The organism is Domibacillus sp. 8LH (assembly GCF_038806185.1).
Classification (GTDB): domain Bacteria; phylum Bacillota; class Bacilli; order Bacillales; family Domibacillaceae; genus Domibacillus; species Domibacillus indicus_A.
The window spans coordinates 420,557-440,625 of the sequence record NZ_JAVJNG010000002.1; the positions used below are offsets into that span (position 1 = coordinate 420,557).

General features: G+C 46.6%; 21 protein-coding genes and 3 riboswitches. Of the genes, 15 read left to right on the plus strand and 6 right to left on the minus strand.

Annotated elements, in window-relative coordinates; genetic code table 11:
* Window positions 1-283 precede the first annotated feature (283 nt).
* Window positions 284-367, plus strand: a riboswitch (cyclic di-GMP riboswitch).
* Between the two features lie 13 nt (window positions 368-380).
* The 8 genes from RG959_RS05545 to RG959_RS05580 all read left to right on the plus strand — a co-directional run bounded on the left by RG959_RS05545 (window position 381) and on the right by RG959_RS05580 (window position 9,651).
* On the plus strand, window positions 381-2,273 hold the full coding sequence (locus RG959_RS05545; RefSeq protein ID WP_342796278.1) for a S8 family peptidase: 1,893 nt from the start codon (window positions 381-383) through the stop codon (window positions 2,271-2,273).
* 196 nt (window positions 2,274-2,469) lie between these two features.
* Window positions 2,470-2,564, plus strand: a riboswitch (glycine riboswitch).
* A gap of 3 nt (window positions 2,565-2,567) precedes the next feature.
* A riboswitch (glycine riboswitch) is annotated at window positions 2,568-2,649 on the plus strand.
* A gap of 65 nt (window positions 2,650-2,714) precedes the next feature.
* On the plus strand, window positions 2,715-3,812 hold the full coding sequence (gcvT, locus tag RG959_RS05550; protein WP_342796279.1) for a glycine cleavage system aminomethyltransferase GcvT: 1,098 nt from the start codon (window positions 2,715-2,717) through the stop codon (window positions 3,810-3,812).
* On the plus strand, window positions 3,809-5,149 hold the full coding sequence (gene gcvPA / locus RG959_RS05555) for an aminomethyl-transferring glycine dehydrogenase subunit GcvPA (RefSeq protein WP_342796280.1): 1,341 nt from the start codon (window positions 3,809-3,811) through the stop codon (window positions 5,147-5,149). The genes gcvT and gcvPA overlap by 4 nt, the downstream gene beginning before the upstream one ends.
* On the plus strand, window positions 5,146-6,612 hold the full coding sequence (gene gcvPB, locus RG959_RS05560; protein ID WP_342796281.1) for an aminomethyl-transferring glycine dehydrogenase subunit GcvPB: 1,467 nt from the start codon (window positions 5,146-5,148) through the stop codon (window positions 6,610-6,612). Before gcvPA ends, gcvPB begins: the two co-directional genes overlap by 4 nt.
* Complete coding sequence (locus tag RG959_RS05565; protein WP_251274260.1) at window positions 6,609-6,905, plus strand: iron-sulfur cluster biosynthesis family protein; 297 nt, start codon at window positions 6,609-6,611, stop codon at window positions 6,903-6,905. Before gcvPB ends, RG959_RS05565 begins: the two co-directional genes overlap by 4 nt.
* 589 nt (window positions 6,906-7,494) lie before the next feature.
* Window positions 7,495-8,715 (plus strand): ATP-grasp domain-containing protein, encoded by a 1,221-nt coding sequence (locus tag RG959_RS05570; RefSeq protein WP_342796282.1) that lies wholly within the window; start codon window positions 7,495-7,497, stop codon window positions 8,713-8,715.
* 254 nt (window positions 8,716-8,969) lie between these two features.
* A complete protein-coding gene (locus tag RG959_RS05575) occupies window positions 8,970-9,155 on the plus strand; it encodes a hypothetical protein (RefSeq protein WP_342796283.1) in 186 nt (61 codons plus the stop codon).
* Between the two features lie 286 nt (window positions 9,156-9,441).
* Complete coding sequence (locus RG959_RS05580; RefSeq protein WP_342796284.1) at window positions 9,442-9,651, plus strand: hypothetical protein; 210 nt, start codon at window positions 9,442-9,444, stop codon at window positions 9,649-9,651.
* Between the two features lie 87 nt (window positions 9,652-9,738).
* Here the strand turns inward: RG959_RS05580 and RG959_RS05585 are convergent, their stop codons facing one another.
* The gene (locus RG959_RS05585) at window positions 9,739-10,065 is read right to left on the minus strand and encodes a helix-turn-helix domain-containing protein (RefSeq protein WP_342796285.1); all 327 of its coding nucleotides are present in this window, start codon (window positions 10,063-10,065) and stop codon (window positions 9,739-9,741) included.
* A gap of 204 nt (window positions 10,066-10,269) precedes the next feature.
* Between RG959_RS05585 and RG959_RS05590 the strand changes: the two genes are divergently transcribed.
* Window positions 10,270-10,773 (plus strand): VanZ family protein, encoded by a 504-nt coding sequence (locus RG959_RS05590; RefSeq protein ID WP_342796286.1) that lies wholly within the window; start codon window positions 10,270-10,272, stop codon window positions 10,771-10,773.
* Between the two features lie 26 nt (window positions 10,774-10,799).
* Here RG959_RS05590 and RG959_RS05595 read toward each other — a convergent pair whose 3' ends face one another.
* Window positions 10,800-11,426, minus strand: a complete 627-nt coding sequence (locus RG959_RS05595) for a DUF975 family protein (RefSeq protein ID WP_342796287.1) — start codon at window positions 11,424-11,426, stop codon at window positions 10,800-10,802.
* A 148-nt stretch (window positions 11,427-11,574) separates the two neighbouring features.
* Between RG959_RS05595 and RG959_RS05600 the strand changes: the two genes are divergently transcribed.
* Both RG959_RS05600 and RG959_RS05605 read left to right on the plus strand, forming a co-directional pair.
* Window positions 11,575-12,900: a M48 family metallopeptidase gene (locus RG959_RS05600; RefSeq protein WP_342796288.1), complete on the plus strand. Its 1,326-nt coding sequence runs from the start codon at window positions 11,575-11,577 to the stop codon at window positions 12,898-12,900.
* The gene (locus tag RG959_RS05605; protein WP_342796289.1) at window positions 12,881-13,327 is read left to right on the plus strand and encodes a YaiI/YqxD family protein; all 447 of its coding nucleotides are present in this window, start codon (window positions 12,881-12,883) and stop codon (window positions 13,325-13,327) included. The genes RG959_RS05600 and RG959_RS05605 overlap by 20 nt, the downstream gene beginning before the upstream one ends.
* A gap of 32 nt (window positions 13,328-13,359) precedes the next feature.
* On the opposite strand, the gene RG959_RS05610 is transcribed toward RG959_RS05605, so the two are convergent.
* From RG959_RS05610 to RG959_RS05625, 4 genes are all read right to left on the minus strand, one after another.
* Window positions 13,360-13,689: a helix-turn-helix domain-containing protein gene (locus tag RG959_RS05610; protein WP_251274287.1), complete on the minus strand. Its 330-nt coding sequence runs from the start codon at window positions 13,687-13,689 to the stop codon at window positions 13,360-13,362.
* A gap of 160 nt (window positions 13,690-13,849) precedes the next feature.
* Window positions 13,850-14,554 carry a twin-arginine translocase subunit TatC gene (tatC, locus tag RG959_RS05615; RefSeq protein ID WP_483298852.1) on the minus strand — a complete coding sequence of 235 codons (705 nt, stop codon included), beginning with the start codon at window positions 14,552-14,554 and terminating at the stop codon, window positions 13,850-13,852.
* 68 nt (window positions 14,555-14,622) lie between these two features.
* Window positions 14,623-14,817, minus strand: a complete 195-nt coding sequence (locus tag RG959_RS05620; RefSeq protein ID WP_050179753.1) for a twin-arginine translocase TatA/TatE family subunit — start codon at window positions 14,815-14,817, stop codon at window positions 14,623-14,625.
* A 12-nt stretch (window positions 14,818-14,829) separates the two neighbouring features.
* Window positions 14,830-16,473 (minus strand): PhoX family protein, encoded by a 1,644-nt coding sequence (locus RG959_RS05625; RefSeq protein WP_342796291.1) that lies wholly within the window; start codon window positions 16,471-16,473, stop codon window positions 14,830-14,832.
* 170 nt (window positions 16,474-16,643) lie between these two features.
* On the opposite strand from RG959_RS05625, the gene RG959_RS05630 reads away from it, so the two are divergent.
* The 4 genes from RG959_RS05630 to RG959_RS05645 all read left to right on the plus strand — a co-directional run bounded on the left by RG959_RS05630 (window position 16,644) and on the right by RG959_RS05645 (window position 19,835).
* On the plus strand, window positions 16,644-16,808 hold the full coding sequence (locus RG959_RS05630; RefSeq protein WP_242231970.1) for a hypothetical protein: 165 nt from the start codon (window positions 16,644-16,646) through the stop codon (window positions 16,806-16,808).
* Window positions 16,777-17,628, plus strand: coding sequence for a prohibitin family protein (locus RG959_RS05635; protein WP_342796292.1), 852 nt, complete (start codon window positions 16,777-16,779; stop codon window positions 17,626-17,628). The genes RG959_RS05630 and RG959_RS05635 overlap by 32 nt, the downstream gene beginning before the upstream one ends.
* A gap of 123 nt (window positions 17,629-17,751) precedes the next feature.
* Window positions 17,752-19,197, plus strand: a complete 1,446-nt coding sequence (locus tag RG959_RS05640; protein ID WP_342796293.1) for a SpaA isopeptide-forming pilin-related protein — start codon at window positions 17,752-17,754, stop codon at window positions 19,195-19,197.
* On the plus strand, window positions 19,194-19,835 hold the full coding sequence (locus tag RG959_RS05645) for a class A sortase (RefSeq protein WP_342796294.1): 642 nt from the start codon (window positions 19,194-19,196) through the stop codon (window positions 19,833-19,835). The genes RG959_RS05640 and RG959_RS05645 overlap by 4 nt, the downstream gene beginning before the upstream one ends.
* The last annotated feature ends 234 nt before the right edge of the window (window positions 19,836-20,069 follow it).

The window sequence follows — 20,069 nt, forward strand, 5'->3', positions numbered from 1 at the left end:
CCGGAAAACTGGCTGATGAGACAGCTCTTTTTTTATGGCCGGAAAAAGGTGATTACGGTCGGATTATGGGCTGTGATGGCCGGAAAAAGCTGATTATGGCCGGATTGTGGTCCACTAAGGCCGGAAAAAAGAGAATCCGGCCCGGCCGCGGCACTTTCCGGCCCAAAAAGAGATATGCTTTTTTTTATGGACATATTTTCGTGAATATGCAAAAAAAGATAGAAAACGAGCTTAAGTTCGGTGAAGATTCTCCGATATAAAGATAGGCAGTTTCGACTGCTTTAATTTGAAAAGGCAAATCTGTAGAAATGCAGAGACGCAAAGCTATAGGGGCTAAGCCGTTTTGGTATGCCAGCCAGCTGCCAGGGAGGAAATTCATCATGAAGAAAGCTGCAGCTAGTTTGTTAGCCACTGGGTTGCTTGTTGCTTCTTTTGGTCCAAATGCTGCGTTTGCCGCGCAGGAAGAGAAACAAAATGTCATTGTCATTTTTGATGAGAAAGTAGATAAAAAGGCGATTGCAGAGGCGGAAGGGGAAATTGACCAGACGTTTAAGCAGCTGCCGATCGCTTCCGTAACACTTCCAGCAGATGAAGTGAAAGAGCTGAAGCAGGATAAAGATGTGATCCGTGTAGAAAAAGATATTACGGTTCACGCATCGGCCGACACACTGGATTGGGGTATTGGCGCCACCAATGTACCGGTTTCCTGGAATGCAGGTTTTACGGGCAGGGGTGTAAAAATAGCTGTTGTAGATACAGGAGTGGCCGCGCATTCGGATTTAGCAGTTGCAGGCGGTGCATCTTTTGTTTCTTATACAACGTCCTATCAGGATGATAACGGGCACGGCACGCACGTAGCCGGCATTATTGGAGCCGAGAACAACGGCTTTGGCACAAAAGGAGTTGCACCGGATGCAGATGTGTATGCGGTTAAATCATTAGAAAAAAGCGGTTCCGGCAGTTTGTCGAGCATTTTAGCCGGCATTGACTGGGCCATTACAAATAAAATGGATATTATCAACTTAAGTCTTGGCACACAAACCAATTCGGCCGCTTTCCAGGCACTGGTCGATAAAGCGTATGCGAGCGGCATTTTGGTCGTAGCGGCGGCAGGAAATGACGGATCGGTTTCTGGAACAGATGACACCGTGGATTATCCGGCACGTTATGACTCGGCGATTGCTGTTGGCGCTGTAGATTCTTCTTTGAAACGTGCGTCCTTTTCTTCCACTGGAAGCACGGTTGAAATTGCTGCGCCGGGACAAAGCATTGTTTCTACTTATCTGAATAACGGATATGCGCGCATGAGCGGTACATCGATGGCCGCGCCGTACGTATCCGGTGAGCTTGCGCTTTTGAAGCAGGCAAATCCGACATCCGATGCTGTCCGCCTTCGGGCGATTTTAAAAGATACAAGCAAGGATTTGGGCACAGCGGGAAGAGATCCGTGGTTTGGCTATGGATTAATGCAGGCGCCGGCGAGTGCCGCCGCGCAAACCGTTCAATCCGCTCCAGCTGTAAGCCCGACAGTTTCCAGCCTCACAGTCAGTACTACTTCGGTTTCAGCGCTGCCAGGTGAGACAAAAGCGGTTACGCTTACAGCTTCTCATACGGATGGGACAAAAGCGGACCGTACAAAAGAAGCTGTGTGGACATCGAGCAATCCAGCTGTTGCTACCGTTGAAGGCGGCGTTATTACGGTCCACCAGTTCGGTAAAGCAGTGATCAGTGCAGCAGACGGCGGTAAAACGGCAAAGGTATCGGTTGATGCGACAGTACGGCCTCTTACAGCCAGCACAACGCTTATTGCAGGAAAGCCTCAGGACACAAAAGCGGTTCAGTTAACGGCTGTACGTGCAGATGGAAGCAAAGTGGATATTACGGAAGCGGCGCAGTGGAAAACGGCTAATAGTAAAGTAGCGACCGTTAACCGTGGAATCATCACGATTCAAAACTATGGCAAAACAACCGTTTCCGGACTATACGGCGGCAAAACGGTGAATATCACGGTAGATGCCAGCGTGCGCAGCTTGAGTGTCAGCACAAAACGTGTAGCCGGAAAACCGGGAACGGTGCAAAAAGTAGCCGTTACGGCTCTTTTGTCCAGCGGGCAGCGTGTAGATGTAACGCCGCTTGTTACATGGAAAGTGCTGAATCAAAAAGTTGCAAACGTATCAGGCGGAGTGGTTTCCATTTCGCAGTATGGCAGAACGTATGCCGCTCCTTCTTTTATGGGGAAAACGGTGAATATTTTAATTGAAAGCAAAAAATAAACCATCATCGCTGTTGTGAAGAAAGCAGTGGAAGCCCGGCCGCTAAGTGCCGGGTTTTTTTATTGAAAGCAAATTTCTTTTTAGATGAATATGTCAACTGAACGGTCATAAAATCTGACAATATACATTTTTCAGAAAATACTTGTAAAAGGTGTTTTGATTCATTAAGATGAAAGTGTCAAATGAATATACGCGGATGACGGCTGAGGGAGAGTGCATACATGCCGCCGACGGAGCAAGTTTCAAAAGCCTTGAAACGAATCTCTCAGGCACAAGGACCTCAATCGGACGCAGCTCTGGAGAGAGCATGGCGCATAGTCATGCCACCAAAGGGGAAAATCCAGATTGGATTAAGCTCTCAGGTAAACGGACAGAGAAAAGGATCATACCTTTTCTCTGTCTTTTTTTTGGACCAAAACGATCAACGGGGGTGCTGGAAGGATGGACTCGAAGAAAACACCGCTTTTTGCTGAATATGAAAAGTACGGCGCCAAAGTCATTGATTTTGGCGGATGGGCACTGCCAGTGCAGTTTTCAGGTATATTGGCCGAGCATAAGGCGGTAAGAAGCCATGCCGGGCTGTTCGATGTATCGCACATGGGAGAAGTACTTGTAGAAGGCCGAGGAGCGGAAAAGTACTTAAACCGCCTTCTCACCAATGATGTGACGCTGCTTCAGGCAAGGGGCGCCCAATATACCGCCATGTGCTATGAAGACGGCGGCACAGTCGATGATTTGCTTGTGTATAAGAAATCAGATGAAGCCTTTATGCTCGTGATAAACGCCGCCAATATCGAGAAGGACATTGAATGGATGAAGCAGCATCTCGCAGAAGAAGTGACTATCACCAATCTATCAGATGAAACGGCGCTTTTGGCTGTGCAGGGGCCTGCTGCAGTCCAAATGCTTCAGCCGCTTACGGACACGGATCTTTCCGCTATCCGTCCGTTTCGTTTTGTAGATTCCGCTTCTGTCGGCGGTGTGGAAGGCGTGCTCATCTCCCGCACCGGCTATACAGGGGAAGACGGGTTTGAATTGTATGTGCCGGCAGAAGGAGCCGTTGCCCTCTGGCAGCGGCTGGCCGGAGAAGGGATTCCTTTATGCGGCCTTGGTGCGCGGGATACGCTGCGCTTAGAAGCACGGCTTCCGCTTTATGGCCAGGAGCTGACAAAAGAAATCAGCCCGCTTGAAGCAGGCATCGGCTTTGCTGTTAAAACAGCGAAAGAAGCGGCATTTATCGGACAGGAAGCGTTGAAAAAACAAAAAGAAACGGGACTTTCGCGCAAAACTGTCGGAATTGAAATGATTGACCGGGGTATCCCGAGAACCGGGTATCGCATTTTATCTGAAATGGGCGAGCCAATAGGGGTTGTTACATCCGGCACCCATTCGCCAACGCTCCAAAAGCCGATCGGCCTCGCGCTTGTTCAAACAGATTTCTCAGGTGTTGGCACTAAATTTTTCATAGAGATCCGCGGGAAAAGAGCAGAAGCCATCGTTGTTCAAACGCCATTTTATAAAAGGGAGAGAAACGTATGACGTCCACATTCCGCTACTTGCCTGATACAGACCAGGACCAAAAAGAGATGCTGTCGTTTTTAAACGTTTCATCTATAGACGAACTGTTTTCTGATATGCCAGCGTCCATCCGCCTTGACGGGGAGCTTGCCATTCCGGATGCACTGCCGGAGCCGGCTCTATGGAAAAAAATGAAAAATATGACCCGCCAAAATATGGAGCTGCCTTTGTTTCTTGGAGCCGGCACCTATGACCATTACATTCCGAGTGTGGTCGGCCATATGATCTCCCGTTCGGAATTTTACACTGCATACACCCCATACCAGCCGGAAATTTCCCAGGGTGAGCTGCAGGCTATTTTTGAATTTCAAACGATGGTGTGTGAGCTGACAGGAATGGATGTAGCCAATTCATCGATGTATGACGGCTTTACCGCTCTTGCAGAAGCCGCATCACTTGCAGTTGGGCATACGAAAGGAAGGAAAGTGGTTGTGTCCCGCGCCGTTCATCCGGAATCCCGTGCCATTTTGCAAACGGTGGCAGCTGGTCCGGGTTATGTGGTGGAGGAAGCCGCCCTCTCCAAAGATATAACGGATCTTGATGCGCTGGGCAAACAAGTGGATGGCGACACAGCTGCGGTCATTGTACAATACCCAAACTTTTTCGGATCGATTGAAGATTTACAGGAAGTAAAAAGAATCGCAAAAGCGCACGGTGCCCTTCTGATTGTGAGCGCCAACCCGCTGGCACTTGGCCTGCTCCAGTCACCGGGCCGGCTTGGGGCCGATATTGTCGTCGGCGATATGCAACCGCTTGGTATTCCGATGGCGTTCGGCGGCCCGCATTGCGGCTACTTTGCCGTCACAAAGCCATTGATGCGCAAAGTGCCGGGCCGGATCGTCGGCCAGACAACCGATGAAGACGGAAACCGGGGATTTGTCCTGACGCTGCAGGCTCGTGAGCAGCATATCCGCCGTGAAAAAGCGATGTCTAATATTTGCTCGAACCAGGCACTGAACGCGCTTGCTTCCGCTGTTTGTATGGCAGCCCTTGGCAAAACCGGCCTGCGGGAGATGGCTGTCTTGAATCTGGAAAAAGCCGATTATGCCTGTAAGCTATTGCAGCAAAAAGGCTTTTCCGTACTTAATCAGTCACCCTTTTTCAATGAATTTGTCGTTCAGCTGCCGAAGCCCGTTGCGGACGTTCAAGACGCGCTGATTGACGCAGGATTTATCGGCGGCTTTGATTTAGGACCGGATTATGGAGAACCGAATGGGATGCTGGTCGCAGTGACCGAGCAGCGGACAAAGGAAGAGATTGAGGCATTTATTCATGCGCTGGAGGGGATTGTGCAATGACCACCTACACAGATCTTATTTTTGAAATCAGCCGACCGGGACGCAGCGGCTGCAGCCTGCCGGAACGCGATGTAGACGCGGTAAACCTATCGGAGAAGCTGCCCGCACATCTTATTCGCGGGGAAGCACCGGAACTCCCGGAAGTTTCAGAACTGCAGCTGGTTCGCCATTACACGGCCCTGTCGAATAAGAACCATGGTGTGGACAACGGCTTTTACCCGCTGGGCTCCTGTACGATGAAGTACAATCCGAAAATCAACGAAGATGTAGCAAAGCTTGACGGCTTCAGCCGCATTCATCCATATCAGCCGGAAGCAACCGTGCAGGGAGCGCTTGAGCTTTTGTATGAGCTGCAGGAGGACCTGGCGGTGATCACCGGCATGGATGCTGTCACGCTCCAGCCGTCTGCCGGTGCCCAGGGAGAATGGGCCGGACTGATGATGGTAAAAGCGTACCATAAGCAAAGAGGAGAAAAGCGGACGAAGGTGCTTGTGCCGGATTCTGCTCACGGTACGAACCCGGCCAGCGCGACGGTTGCCGGCTTCCGTACGGTGACCATTCCGTCTAATGAACATGGCCTTGTCGATGTGGAAGAGCTGAAAAAGCATGTGGATGATGACACGGCAGCTCTGATGCTCACGAACCCGAACACACTTGGCTTGTTTGAAAAGGACATTGTCGAAATTGCCCGTGTGATTCACGAAGCGGGCGGCCTGCTTTATTATGATGGAGCCAATGCAAATGCGATTTTAGGCAAGACGACGCCAGGGAAAATGGGATTCGATATCGTCCACTTAAATCTTCATAAAACCTTTACGACACCGCACGGCGGAGGAGGACCGGGTGCAGGCCCGGTCGGCGTAAAAGAAAAGCTTATTCCTTTTCTCCCGGTGCCGCGTGTGGAGAAAAGAAACGGCCGCTTCCTGTTGAATAGGGAGGAGCCGCTGTCCATTGGTCGGGTGAAAGGCTATTATGGCAACTTCGGCATTCTCGTGCGTGCTTATACGTATATTCGGACGATGGGGCCTGAGGGGCTGCGCCAAGTATCGGAAAGTGCAGTGCTGCATGCAAACTACTTGCGCAAAAAGCTGGAACCATACTTTGTGTCGCCGTACGAGCAGGTCAGCAAGCATGAGTTTGTCCTGTCGGGTTCCAAACAGAAAAAGCTTGGTGTCCGGACACTCGATATCGCGAAACGGCTGCTTGATTTCGGCTATCATCCGCCGACCATTTATTTCCCGCTTAATGTAGAGGAATGCTTGATGATTGAACCGACTGAAACAGAATCAAAAGAAACGCTGGATGCTTTTGCGGACGTGATGATCCGCATTGCCCGTGAGGTAGAAGAAGATCCGGAAACAGTGCTGAATGCGCCGCATACAACGGTTATCGGCCGGCTTGATGAAGTGAAAGCAGCTCGGAAGCCGGTCGTTCGCTACGAGCGGGAAACGGTTCAGTCATGAACATCGTACTGACAGATGCCGCCCGTCGGCAGCTGCTCGCCTCCTCACCAGCTGAAGGACATGTGCCAAGAATTGATGCGGAGATGTCTGGCGGATGCGGCGTCTCCGTCCGCTTTTCTCTTGTCTGGGAGGAACCGCGGCGCGGGGATACGGTTATCCCGCTTGGCGATGATTTGTTTCTTCATCTGGACCGATTCACAGAAAGATATTTAGAAGAACATACTTTAGTAGATTACCGCGAGACGGACGGATTTATTTTTGGAGATAGATTTGATTCAAGCTGTACAACATAAGAGGTGGCATAAGCCATCTCTTTCGACTGTAGACAAATGATATGGATGACCGTGCACATGAATGGGATGGATTAGCGGCGTCCAGGCAGCTCCGCTTTCCATGGGGCAGGCGCTGAGCCCGACTTCGCCTGGCGGCTTCATCGGTCTCCGCTGCCCGCTAGTCCCATAGGAGTCTGCGCCGCCCTCCCGCCGCCAAGTGGCTTGCGACAAGATTGTATAGAGATAATAAGGTCGCATCTTTCTGTTTAAAAAAGAGAAAATGTCTATTCGGTCTTTGCTTATGGATCTTCAACACCACTTAGTGAAGCCTGCCGGACGAAGACTCCCACACTGCCCTAAGGGGAGCGAAGTCCGGCCGGCTTCACTTATCGGCTCTTTTTTAAAAGCGAAAGACTTTGTCTATACACTGAAGAGATGGTATAAGCCATCTCTTTGTTTATGCCAATTATAGAATGTCAGGTTGTTAGTCTTGCTACGGTACCCGGTTGTTTGTAGGTCTATCTTCCTCTTTTTTATTTTTTGAGATTGAAAACGCTTTCTGTTGGATATATATATGTAGTTAACATCCTTATGAAAGAAGGTGGCTTTAATGGGGGAAAGAGCATGGCCGTTTCATTCATTTACAAGTGTTATTCAACCGAAGCAAAGTTCAGAAGATATTTACGGAAAAGAATATGTCTATTCGCCGAAACTGTTTTCGCATGATTATGAGCACTTTGGCGGCGATTTGCTTAGTTTAGAAGCGTTAACTGGACGAGAATTGAGCGTGGCTGGAGAAATGCCGGTCATCTGCCATGAAGGTGCTGTAACCCCTGGAGCCGTCCGTCTGCTTGAAAAAGCAGGACTGAGGCTGCCATCTGTTCGTTATACGTATCGTAATGATCAAGAATATGTATCTATTTTAAATAAACTATCCTTACAAGGGAAAAAAGTCATTTTCCAATATCCACATCCGCCAGAGGACGCCCCCACTTCTCTTTACTGGGTAGATCCGTCTGTTATTGCGTATTTAAGCGATAAACGAAGTATTCCGGCACTTGTACCAGCCGAGCATGTTCCGCCAAGACGGATGGTCAGCTTAGAAGAGCTGCTGGAGGACACACCGCCTATGCCATTTGTTTTGAAAACAGGAGATGGACGCCCAACCTCCGGCGGCTGCGGTGTGCTCTTAATTGAAGAAAAGCAGCAGCTTTACGAGATTAGTGAAGACTTTGGGGATTTATCTACGATTATCTTGGAAGAATTCATTGATTATGACCGTAATTTTGGTTTTCATTACGTGGCTGACCAAGACGGACGCGTGCGTTTTTTAGGCAAATCCGAGCAGGTGGTCAATGAGGATAACTGCTTCCGTGGCAGCTGGGTCAGCACAAACGCTGAACCGTTCGAGCGTGTGGTGGAAGCAGGTCTTCGGGTAATGGAAAACATTGCAGCAACAGGCTACGTTGGAGTTGCTGGCTTTGATGTGCTGATGCGCGGTGATGACTTTTATTTTATAGACTTAAATGTTCGTTTCAACGCTTCCTCGTGTGCCCTTATGCTGCATGAAGAGGTGTTGAATGTATATGGGAAACCGACGATTCGTTTGTCTTCTTTGGAATGGGATGGGCCATTCAATGAAGGGCTTGCTGTCGTGGAAAAATACATGGATCTTGAACAATTTGTGCCGCTCAGCCTGCTTGATGCCGCTTATGTAGAAGGCGCTGTCGGATCTTCTAAAGTCATTGGCCTTGTCATGGGCCGTGATGAAAGAGAAGTAGAATCGATTTTAATGCATATGGAAAAGGACCGTTTAACAAGGCGGGAATAACTTAAAAAGCTGCTCCGAAAGGGGCAGCTTTTTAAGCAAAATAGCTATTTGATAAATGAGTTTGTATCTAGTGAAAGAAAAAGTCGTGCAATGTTTAGAAATTACTCATTAATATTATGAAAATCTAGCTAGCAGATGATCAAATAGCTGTAATAAAAAAAGAGATAAGCTCATATACTATTTTGCATGATTGAAAGAGGAAGGAGAAAGCAGCCAGTGTTTTCGTAAAGGAAATAGCAGAGAGGAGCAGAAAGATGGAATGGAAAGCTGACATAGACCAGGAGTGTATGGAATTAATGCAGAAAGCAAAAGACATTGACCTTGAGGTTAAAGAAGTCCAGCTTTTTTTATGGTCTCAATCGAAAAAAGGGCCATTTCAACACAGCAGCAAAAAGCAGCAAATCATTTTAAATATTCTTAGTCATTCATTGTCTCTTTAATAATTTATATACTATCAAACTCATTATAAAGAACAAATAAAAGGAAGCGATATTGCCCGTTAACTACATTTTTTTACCTAATACATATAGTACAAAATCGTTCTTTTTAAAGAGCGAAAAAAGAAGATGGTCCTTTTATATTTTGCTCAAAACTATCTTAACGTTTGCTGGTTAAAAAAAGCATAAGTAATAAAAGACAAAAGAAATAAAGAAGATTTAATCAGCCTGCCAGCCATCTCATCTATTGTTTATTAAGTATAGGTATGTAGAAAGATTGGTGTATTGCTTGATTGAAGCATTGATCAACAAAAAATTAGGTAATGGGAGACAAAGGAAACTTATCAAAGGGGAAGGACGCAAAGTTACAGATCCTAAAACGATTTCGCTCGGATGTCTGTACTGCCGGATGCGGGAAGTAAAACAGTTGGGCTTATCAATTCAAGAAATTCATAGATTTCTGCAAGCAGCACAGCAGCAAGAAACGAAAGAAAGTTAACACATACAAATCCAGGCCCGCACATATGATAAAAGCAGCTGCTCTATAAAGAGTCAGCTGCTTTTTTATCGGACAAGCAAACGCACACTAGTTCATTTTCTGCCGTTTTCGAAATGCAAGAAACTCTTTGAACTGCTCCTTGCTGACACCCGATTGCATGGCTTCCTGGGCCAGCATTCTCCATTCTTCGTTTAGTTCTTCTTCAATCGGCAGGCCGTGATGGTTGATTAGCTGGTGAACTGACACGTCAAGCTCTTTGGCTATTTTTTGCAAAATCCCAATCGACGGGTTTGTTTGGATCCCCCGTTCAACAGATGAAATATAAGATGTTGTGATGCCACAGCGGCTGGCCAGTTCAGTTAAAGATAATTCTTTTTTTAAACGAAAAGAGCGAATGCTCTCGCCAATCGACATGTGTATCTCCTGCCTTCTTTCATATTTTTAAGCTTGATCTGTATAAAAAATGAATACAGAATCAGTTGCTAAATTCATTTTACTATATATGGATATAATTGTATAATTGTCCGGGTTATAGTTAGACATTTCTTTCCTACTCATGTATTCTATTCATTTATCAATGGTTTCCACAGCTGGACATGTTCACAACGAGGTGGTTTAGTGAAGAAAGTAATGCGTGTTGCCGTTTTAATTGTGATTGGCGCTATTATTTTTAATTTTTCATCCCAGACCTATGAGGAGCAGTCCCTTGTACCGCAGCTTGAACGGCTTCTTCCGGGAGAGCCGTTTGCCGGGATTCTTGCGCCTATCGAAGTATCATACTGGGGAACTCCTATTTCTATTGAAACAAAAGGGTATTATTACTTTCTTGAATTTTTTATTCGAAAATTTGCACACCTTTTCTTGTTTGGCTGCTTAGCCGCGGCGCTGTTTCACGTACTGGCGCTGGCCCGTCCAAGACGAATTTGGCCCGTGTTCTGCCTGTCTCTTGCCGGAACTGCTTTGTACGCGCTGCTCGATGAGTATCATCAGCTGTTAACAGGGGGACGGACGCCGATGTTAAAAGATGTAGGGCTTGATATGGTCGGCGCGTTCTTTGCGCTTGTTTTATCAGCATTTTTTTATAAAATTCGAAAGCGAAAAGAAAAAAACCGGCTCCCTTAACAGAGCCGGTTTTTAAAATGCGTTTTTTAAAATGAGTTTTTTTCTTCATACTCTGCACGGAGCGTATTGTAAAAGTGAGCATATGTGACGCTCATGTAAGGGGCAATCCACAAAAAGCCGATAAAAAGTGTGACAACCCCGAGTAAAATCCAGCCGATAAAGGAAAGGCCAAGAACCAATGCTTCGGCTTTATGGCCGTCCATCATCCGGCGTGATTTTGTGATCGCCTGAAGAGGAGACAGCCCCGGTTCATCGCGCAAAATATAATAGGTCAGCATATAAGAAAAAGATTTAATAATGCCAGGCACAATGAATAGAAGAGTCCATAAAAATAAGAACAGTCCCTGAAGAATCACGACAAGAATGCTTTTGCCAAACATCGTTTTGTATGGCTCAATTAAATGCCCGAAGCCGATTTTTTTGCCGCGTGACAGATCCACCCATGCCCATACCAGGCCAATGGAAATAGGAAGGAGAAGAACGGAAAACAAAAGGATCAACGGATCTTTCCACGTAAACTCATATTCGTCGGGATTTAAGACCAGATCAGGCGCACTGAACAAAAGAGTAGCTACTACAAAAAGACCTATCGCTATCAGCCAGTTCCCGCGAAGAGAGTCACGTGCTTTTGCCCTTAATTTACTGTAATACATTGAGATTCCACCTTTCTTCTTTTCCTACGTACAACCATGCAAAAAGTTTCACGTTGTTTGAAAAATAAGCCATTTTTTCGTCTTGACCCCTGTGAAAATGTGTCGTATGTTGGAAAGCATGAAAGAAAAATCAAAAGGAGAATGTGGATTGGAAAATCGAAATTTAGTGTATCCGAAAGAAACTCTTTACTTTATTATATGCTGCTTGGTGAGTGTAGGATTTTATGTGTCATTATTTTTTTCTCTCGTCCTACTCCCGATTGCGGCCGGCTTGTTTTTGCTGTCTTTATTTTTTCACGCTGTGATGATCGGTTCTATTCGGGGAAATGGTGTAAAAGTAAGCAAAGAGCAATTTCCGGACGTATATGAGCGGATTGATGCACTGTCGCTTGAAATGCGGCTGCCAAGAACTCCGGATGTGTATATTATCCAGTCGGAAGGAGCGTTAAATGCCTTTGCCACACGCTTTTTCGGCCGGGATGTCGTTGTTCTTTATTCAGAAGTATTTGAATTGGCCCGCCAGCAGGGGGAAAAAGAGCTGGACTTCATCATTGCACATGAGCTGGCTCATATTAAACGGCGCCATTTGTGGAAAAGCTGGCTGACCCTGCCGGCTGCGTGGGTTCCCTTTTTAAGCAATGCCTACTCGCGTGCGGCGGAATATACGTGTGACCGCTACGCTGCTCATTTTATTGAAGACGGTGAAGCTGCCAAGCGCGCCTTAACGATTTTAGGCGTTGGAAAAATATTGTACACTGAAGTAAATGAAGAAGCGTATGTGAAACAAATCAAACAGGAAACAAATCCATTCGTCTGGCTGGCCGAGAAGCTTTCCACGCACCCGGCACTGCCGAAGCGAATCCAGCAGGTCGGCCAATTTTTGCGCCTGCCGACAGCAACCGATTACCGCACCCCAAAAGGAAAAATTGTTGTCGGTGCTGGTGTGCTTACAGCTGCCAGTATTGCTTTAGCAGCTGGAGGAGCGTATGCGGTTGAGAAAATAGACACATCGGGCTGGTTTTCCGATCTGGCAGGAGAAGCCCTAATGGAAGAAGACATAGCAGCGGATGAAGAAATGACGGGTGAGACGGATGTGATGCTTGCAGCCCTGTCAGGGGATACCTCTTCTCTCGAGCGCCTGATCGACGAAGGAGCGGACATTCATGCGTTAAACGGTAACGGCGAAACAGCGCTTCATTATGCCACTGGCAACGGACAGCTTGAAACGGCTGAAATGCTTTTAGAAGCAGGAGCAGACCCGAACATTGAAGATAATGCAGCCTATACACCGCTTTGGAATGCTTATGAAATGGGGAATCCGGACATGGCCCGCCTGCTGATTCGATATGGAGCAGATCCGAACCAGGAAGACATGTATGGAGAAACGGTGCGGGAAGTGGCGGAAAGTGAAGAGGACGACGCCTTTTTAACCATCTTTGACGAGGAGAAGCCGGATGCCAGCCTTGTTAATTGATGCAGATGGCTGTCCAGTTGTAGACCGAGCCTGTCAGGCAGCAAAAGAATACGGCCTGCCGGTTGTGTTGATTTGCGACACCTCTCACGAAATGACCCGGCCCGGCGCAGAAACGATCATCGTTTCAAAGGGAGCGGACGCGGTTGATTTTGTGCTGGTGAACCGGGTTCAAAAGGGAGATGTGGTTGTCACACAGGATTATGGCCTGGCTGCCATGGTGCTGGCCCGCCAAGGATACGCGATCGACCAGAACGGTCGTGAGTATACGCCGGAGAACATCGATCAGCTTTTGCTCAGCCGCCATACAGCAAAAAAAATCCGTCAGGCGGGCGGGCGATTAAAAGGTCCGTCCAAAAGACAGGAAAAAGACAATGAACGCTTTTCGAACGAATTAGCCCTTCTTCTCCATCGTATTATGCATAAATAAAAAGCAGCGGGCCTCTGAACCGCTGCTTTTATTTATTCATCCGCTTGTTTTTTCCACTTTTGAAAAGCTAAAAATTCCCGGAATTGCTCTTTGCTGATGCCCGATTCCATGGCTTCTTTCACCAGGTGAACCCATTCCTCATCGATCGACCCCAAGGACTGGTGCGGCTCAGTGATCAGAGACTCCACGGATACGTCCAGAACCGCCGCAATTTTTGACAAAAATTGAATGGAAGGATTTATTTGCAAGCCCCGCTCTACCGAAGAAAGATATGATTTTGCTACGGCTGCCCGCAAAGCCAGTTCGGTCAGGGAAAGCTTTTTTTCCATGCGCAACTTTCGGATACGTTCTCCAATCGACATCCTATCACCCTTATTCGTGTTTTCCTCTTTATTTTTAAATAGTATCAAAGAATCCGCTTCAATAATACAGATGAACAAAAAAAGCACAAAATTTAGTAACCGGGAAGGGGAGTGCTGCTTACCAGAAGCGGAGAATAGCCATAAAAAGAGCCGCGCCGGTTTAGTTTGCGGCTGCGGCTAGTTTTCGCTTATAGACCATTTTGGACAGGGACACGCTTACTTCGTACAGCAGGATAAGCGGAATTATGACCAGGACGTCTGATAAAAAGTCAGGTGGCGTAATTAAAATCGAGACGACAATCAGGGCAAAGTACGCGAATTTACGCGTTTTTTGCAGGTTATATGGATTTAAAATGCCAAGACTTGTTAAAAACATCATAACGACTGGCATTTCAAATAAAACGCCAAATGGCAATGTCATATGAAGAAGAAATTTAAAATATTTTTCGGTTGTAAAAAAAGTAGCAAACAAGTCGCCTGACAGTGACATTAAAAACGACAAGACAATAGGAAACAAAACAAAATAACCGAAGGACAGGCCGGCTATAAACAAGAAAAACAGCGCCGGAACATAGGTAACAGTCACTTTTCTCTCGATTGGTGACAGGGCTGGCCGAACGAACAGCCACGTTTGGTGGGCTGCGACCGGTATCGTTGCAGCGCCGGCTATAACTGCCGCGATCATCACATACACCATAATGATGTCGCTTGGACCGAGCAGAGCAAGCTTAAACGGGAGATCTTTTACGATGTACGCGTAGATGTCCTGAACGAATGTAAAGGATACAATGAAAAAAGCGAGAAATGAGGCAATGGTAATAATAAGCCGTTTACGCATTTCTTCAAAATGCTCAAGTGCCTTCATATTTTGATTTTCCACGATAGAACCTCCAAAAAAAGCCGCCCCGCAGCAGGCGGGGACAGCCGAAATGGTTAAACCAATGTTTTTTCTTTTTTCTTTTCCGTTTTTTCTTCGTCATCCGAGACGAGTTCACGGGTAGATTTTTTAAATTCTTTCAGCGTCGAGCCGAATGCACGGCCGATTTCTGGCAGCTTAGACGGTCCGAAAATAATTAATGCGATGACGAGGATTAAAATTAATCCGGGTACTCCGATATTTTGCAGCATAAAACATCCTCCTTAATATTTAAATCCAGTAATCGCCACAACAGAAGGGCGAGGCTGGTTGTCGCCTTTACGGTGCGGCCACATGCTCGTTGGATTGTTGATATCTTCTGTTTCTTCGCCTGGGTGCTGAACGGCAAGGAACAGCGTTGTTTCATCGTCTGTAAAGCAAGGTCCTGTTAATTCCGCGTCAATTGGCGCAGATGCAAACTGGTAGGCTTCGCCCATTGCTGCCCCGCTTGTTGGAATGACGAAGACGCCGTTATTTTTAAATGTTTCAAAAACACCTTTGTTCATTGAACCTGAAGACATATCTGTTACAGTCCAAAGGTTGCCTTCGCTGTCGAATGTTAAGTTATCCGGCGCGCTGAACCCGCTTTGGCGTCCACCGCAAGCGAAAATTTCAAAGTCGAATGTTAATGAACCAAGATCATCGTTTGTTTCAAGGAAACGGGTAATGTGACCGTGGATATTGCCGTGTTTTGCATTGTTTGTGTGTGCAATAAATACAGACTTGTCAAATGGACTGATTTCCACGTCTTCTGGACGGTCTGTAGGTGTTGCTCCTAAAAGAATCGCTGCATCATGAGCATGAACAAGGACGTCAGCCTGCGTTTGGAATTTAGCAAGAATATCTGCATTTCCTTTTGCAGCCGCCCGGACTGCTTCAATGGTTAAAGCAACCCAAGTTCCTTTGCCCAAGTTTGCTGCATACAGTGTACCTTCTTCAAGCAAGTCAGAATTCGCTTGCTTGCGAGATTCAACATATTTGTTTTTACTAATGAATTTGTATACACACGCATCTTGTTTGTCGTCACCCATATAAACGGCGATACGTCCATCATTTGTTAAGCCCATTGCCGCGTTTTCGTGGTGGAAACGGCCAAGCGCAGTGTGCTTGCGTGGTGCAAAGTTCGGATCAAATGGGTCTACCTCAAGGATCCAGCCGTAATGCGTTTCATTTAGAGCAGCCGCTTTTGATGTGGATTCATAGTTTTCTTCTGCAGACAAAACTGTGTTCCAAAGTGTTTTTCCGCCCGAGCAGTTTGCAAATGTGCCCTGGACAATGTCTACACCGCCGACTGCTTTTGACCCGCGAGCAGGACCTGTTAAGCGGAATGGCGTTAATCCGGAAATCCGGCGGGCATATTTTGATGAAGTATCCATTTTCCAGACGCCGTCTTCATCCTGACGAATTTCGATAATCGAACCGCCTTGATTATATAGAAGCTTTTGAATTTGGGAAGCGGAATATTTACCGTTTACCGGAGCGCCTGTTACCCACAGGTCACTTGTGTATTCATGGTTAACCCAGAGAAGGCCATGCTGATTCGATCTGTCAATTGGGAAAAACATGGTGAAGTCATTGTTGTAACCGAATGTGTCGCCAGATTTATTAATAACGTCTCCGTAAGATGCAATTACATCGTATTTATAGCCGCGTGGCAGAACAAGCTCGTCTTTTCCGGATGCTTCAATTGGCGTGAATTTTACGCCCGATACTTTTTTCTTGCGTCCGAACAAATGAGAAGCAGCTTTTGTACCTTCTGCCTGCGTTTTCGGCGCGAATGCACCCAGCCCGGCAGATGCAACGGTTAAAGCGGTAACCCCTGTACCAACATATGTTAAAAATTTTCGTCTGTTTAAATCTTGTGGCATACCTGAACCCACCTTTATGTATTTTGTTCCCCAGAGCTATGATAGAAAAAAAGTATGAAGTGAATGTAGAAAATTTGTGTGAATTATGTAAAAGATTATTAAGTTTGTAAAAAAGTTTGAAACCATTTCCTTCTTCGTTTCGTAGAAAGAAGTAAAGAGGTGATCGATAAATGAAAGTATTTATTGGATCTATTATAGTGCTTCTTCTGATTGGGGCAGGCATTTGGCTTATGTTGTCGCCTATGTTTAACAAAGTGGGGGAAACAGCAGACAAAGTAAAGAATAGATTGAAGGAGGAAGAACATGGAGAAACTGACACCGAAAAAGAGAAGTAAGGGCCCAAACAGGAAGGTATTGGGTGGTTCGCTTGTTGCTTTAGCACTTATTCTCGGTTTGGCTCTTTTATCGATGTTTATTGAAAAAATTCCAAATGGGTATGTAGGGGTTGTATACAGCCCGAACGGCGGTGTGCAGGAGGATACACTGGGGCAGGGATGGCATGTTGTCGGCTTATTTGATAAAGTGACGATTTATCCGGTCCGCATGCAGACTGTGAACTATAAAGATATACAAGTGGCCACATCTGACGGCAAAAGCGTAACGGTTGATTTTGCCTACAACTACAGCATCCAGCCGGATAAAGTAGTAGATGTGTTTAATCAGTTCGGCCCAATTGAAGTAGAGCAGATTGAAGATTCGTATTTGCGTACGCGCTTATGGGATGCAGGCCGAAAAGGCATTGCCAAATACTCGGTTATTGACACATATGGAGAAAAGTCATCGGAAGCGGCAGTAGATGTACAAACGCTGTTTGCGGAGGATATTAAAGATTTAGGATTTGTTGTTGATAATATGACATTAGGTGTACCAAAGCCGGATAAATCCACCCAGGCGGCGATTGACAAACGGGTAGAAGCCGCCCAGGAGCTTGAAAGAAAACAAATCGAGCTAAAGATAGCGGAAGCGGAAGCGCAGAAAAAGAAAATTGAAGCGCAGGGTATTGCCGAGTACAACCAGATTATTAAAGAGTCCATTTCACAGGAAGTCATTCAAAACAAATGGATTGAAAAATGGGACGGTGTGATGCCGAAAGCAACCGGATCAAACCAGTTAATTTCCATCCCGCTGGACGAAGCAGCCTCCAGCCAGCCATAAGCCAAGAGGGTCTTACTGTTTACAGTAAGACCCTTTTTTTGAAAAATCGTTCATGGTTTTTGTTTTCTTTTATGGTAAAATTGTCTAGTAGAAACAAGTGAAGAGAGCTGGAGGAAAGAAAAAATGAAAAAATGGTTAATGCTGCTCACGGCGTTGTTTGTAGTCATTGGTATCATGCAGCCTGCCCAGGCCGCGGCAGAAACGGCTTTTTATACAAAATCCGCGGTTGCACACACAGATGGAACCACTACACCGGTTTATGCATTGAATGAACCGATGACCCTTCAAATTGACTGGGTGTACAGTGGGGAAGAGCCTGATCTGTATAAAGTGCCGACTCCTTTTTACATTAGTGAGGACAGGGAAGAGCCGCTGAAAACATCGTCTGGAGAAACGGTTGGAACATTGAAGATGAACGCTGCGGACAATACTGTTATCGCTGTGCTGGAGGAAGATGTACAGTCAGGTGCAAAAGGAACCGCTAAAGTTCCAGTGGTATTCAAGGAAGACAAGCTCGCGAAAATAGGCGCCTACGGCGTAGCTTTTCCGACCGGCGAACAGCTTTCCTTTACGATTACAGAGGAAGCAGAGGGAGCCATCAAAATGGTGGCGCTGGATGCCAAGTCAAAAGAAAAGCTGGCTGGTGCATCGTTTACGATTGTAAACGAGGGAGGAAAAGTAGTCGCTTCGCTCAAAACGAATGCAGCGGGAGAAGCATCGGTGCCTAACCTGCCGTTCGGTACATACACGGTCACTCAAACAGCGGCGCCCGATGGCTACGCGGTTCCGCTGGAGCCCTGGAAGCTGGATTTAAACACCGTCCTTGTGACAAAAGAAATTATGCATGAAAAGTCTACAGGATTAGCGGGAGCTTTAAACATTACAGCTGTTGAGAAAGGAACGGCTGTACCGATTGCCGGAGCTGAATTTGAGCTCAAAACAGAAAATGGTCTTTATTCAAAAAAAGTAGTGACGGATGCGAAAGGAAAAGCTTCGCTAACCGGTCTTTCCTATGGCACCTACGAGCTGACTCAAACAAAAACAGACAGTGACTATGTGCTGCCGACGGAGTCCTGGACAGTGACGATCGGCCGTCAGACGCCGGTGGAACAAAAAGTGGAAAACAGCCTTGTGAATGCTTATGGTGCCTTAAAGGTTACGCTGACAGATGCTTCATCCGGGGCGGAGCTTAAGGGAGCGGAATTTTCTCTTTATGATGAAGAAAAGGAACTCGTTTCCAAGGTTGTCACAGATGACAACGGAGTTGCTTCTTTTACAAGTTTAAAAGCCGGAAGCTATAAGTTAGAAGAAACGGATGCGCCAGATGGTTACACTCGCTCAACGGGCCAAACAGATGTCACGATCAAAAGCGGTGAAACAGTGGATGTAGAAATGGAGAATACAAAAACGGCGGTGGCTTCTTCCACAACAACCTCTGTGAAAACAAAAGCAGCTGGAACCGGAACGCTTCCACAAACCGGAGATGAATCAGGTGCTCTGTATCTGTTTGCTGGTGTGCTGCTTGCAGCCGGTGCCTGGATGCTGATGAGAAAAGGAAAACGTGCGTGAAGATCAGACAGGTTATCGGTGTGCTTTGTATTCTGACAGCGATTGTGCTGATCGGGGCTCCTTTTTTAAAGTATGAACTGCTTGAAGCCAAATCGAGCCATGTAACGGCTCAATCACTGACGCCGGAAAAAATCGAGCAAAACAACAAGAAGCCTGCAGAGTTTGATATGGAATCCATTGAACCGCCCTCTGTTATGGATACAGTCGTAAAGGAAGCCAAAGCAGACGAAGAATCGGTTGTCGGCCAAATCCGGATTCCCTCGGTAAACTTGGATCTGCCCATTTTAAAAGGAACGACGAACCAAAATTTAATGGCCGGCGCCACAACGATGCGGGAAAATCAATGGATGGGCATTGGCAATTACCCGCTTGCCGGGCATCACATGAATCGGGAAGATCTCCTGTTTAGCCCTGTTTTGAAGGTGAAAAAAGGCGACCTCATTTATGTAACGGATTTAACGTATGAATATACGTACAGCGTCACCAAAACAGAAGTAGTGCATGAAAGCCGGACAGATGTGATAGAGAATACAATTGAACCGAACATCACACTGGTCACTTGCTATAGTTCTGACGATCGTACAAAGCGGTTTATTGTAACTGGAGAACTAAAGGAAACCCATGAGTATAAGAAATAAAGGCGCCTTTTATAGGCGCCTTTTAGTGTGTAGACAAAGTCCTTCGCTTTTAAAAAAGAGCCGATAAGTGAAGCCGGCCGGACGTCGCGTTCCGCGGGCAGTGCGGGAGCCTCCTCGGCTGCGCCTCCGGGGTCTCCCGACTCACTGTACTTCCCGCAGGAGTCTTCGTCCGGCAGGCTTCACTAAGTAGTGTTGAAGAGTAATAAACAAAGACTAAATAGATATTTTCTCTTT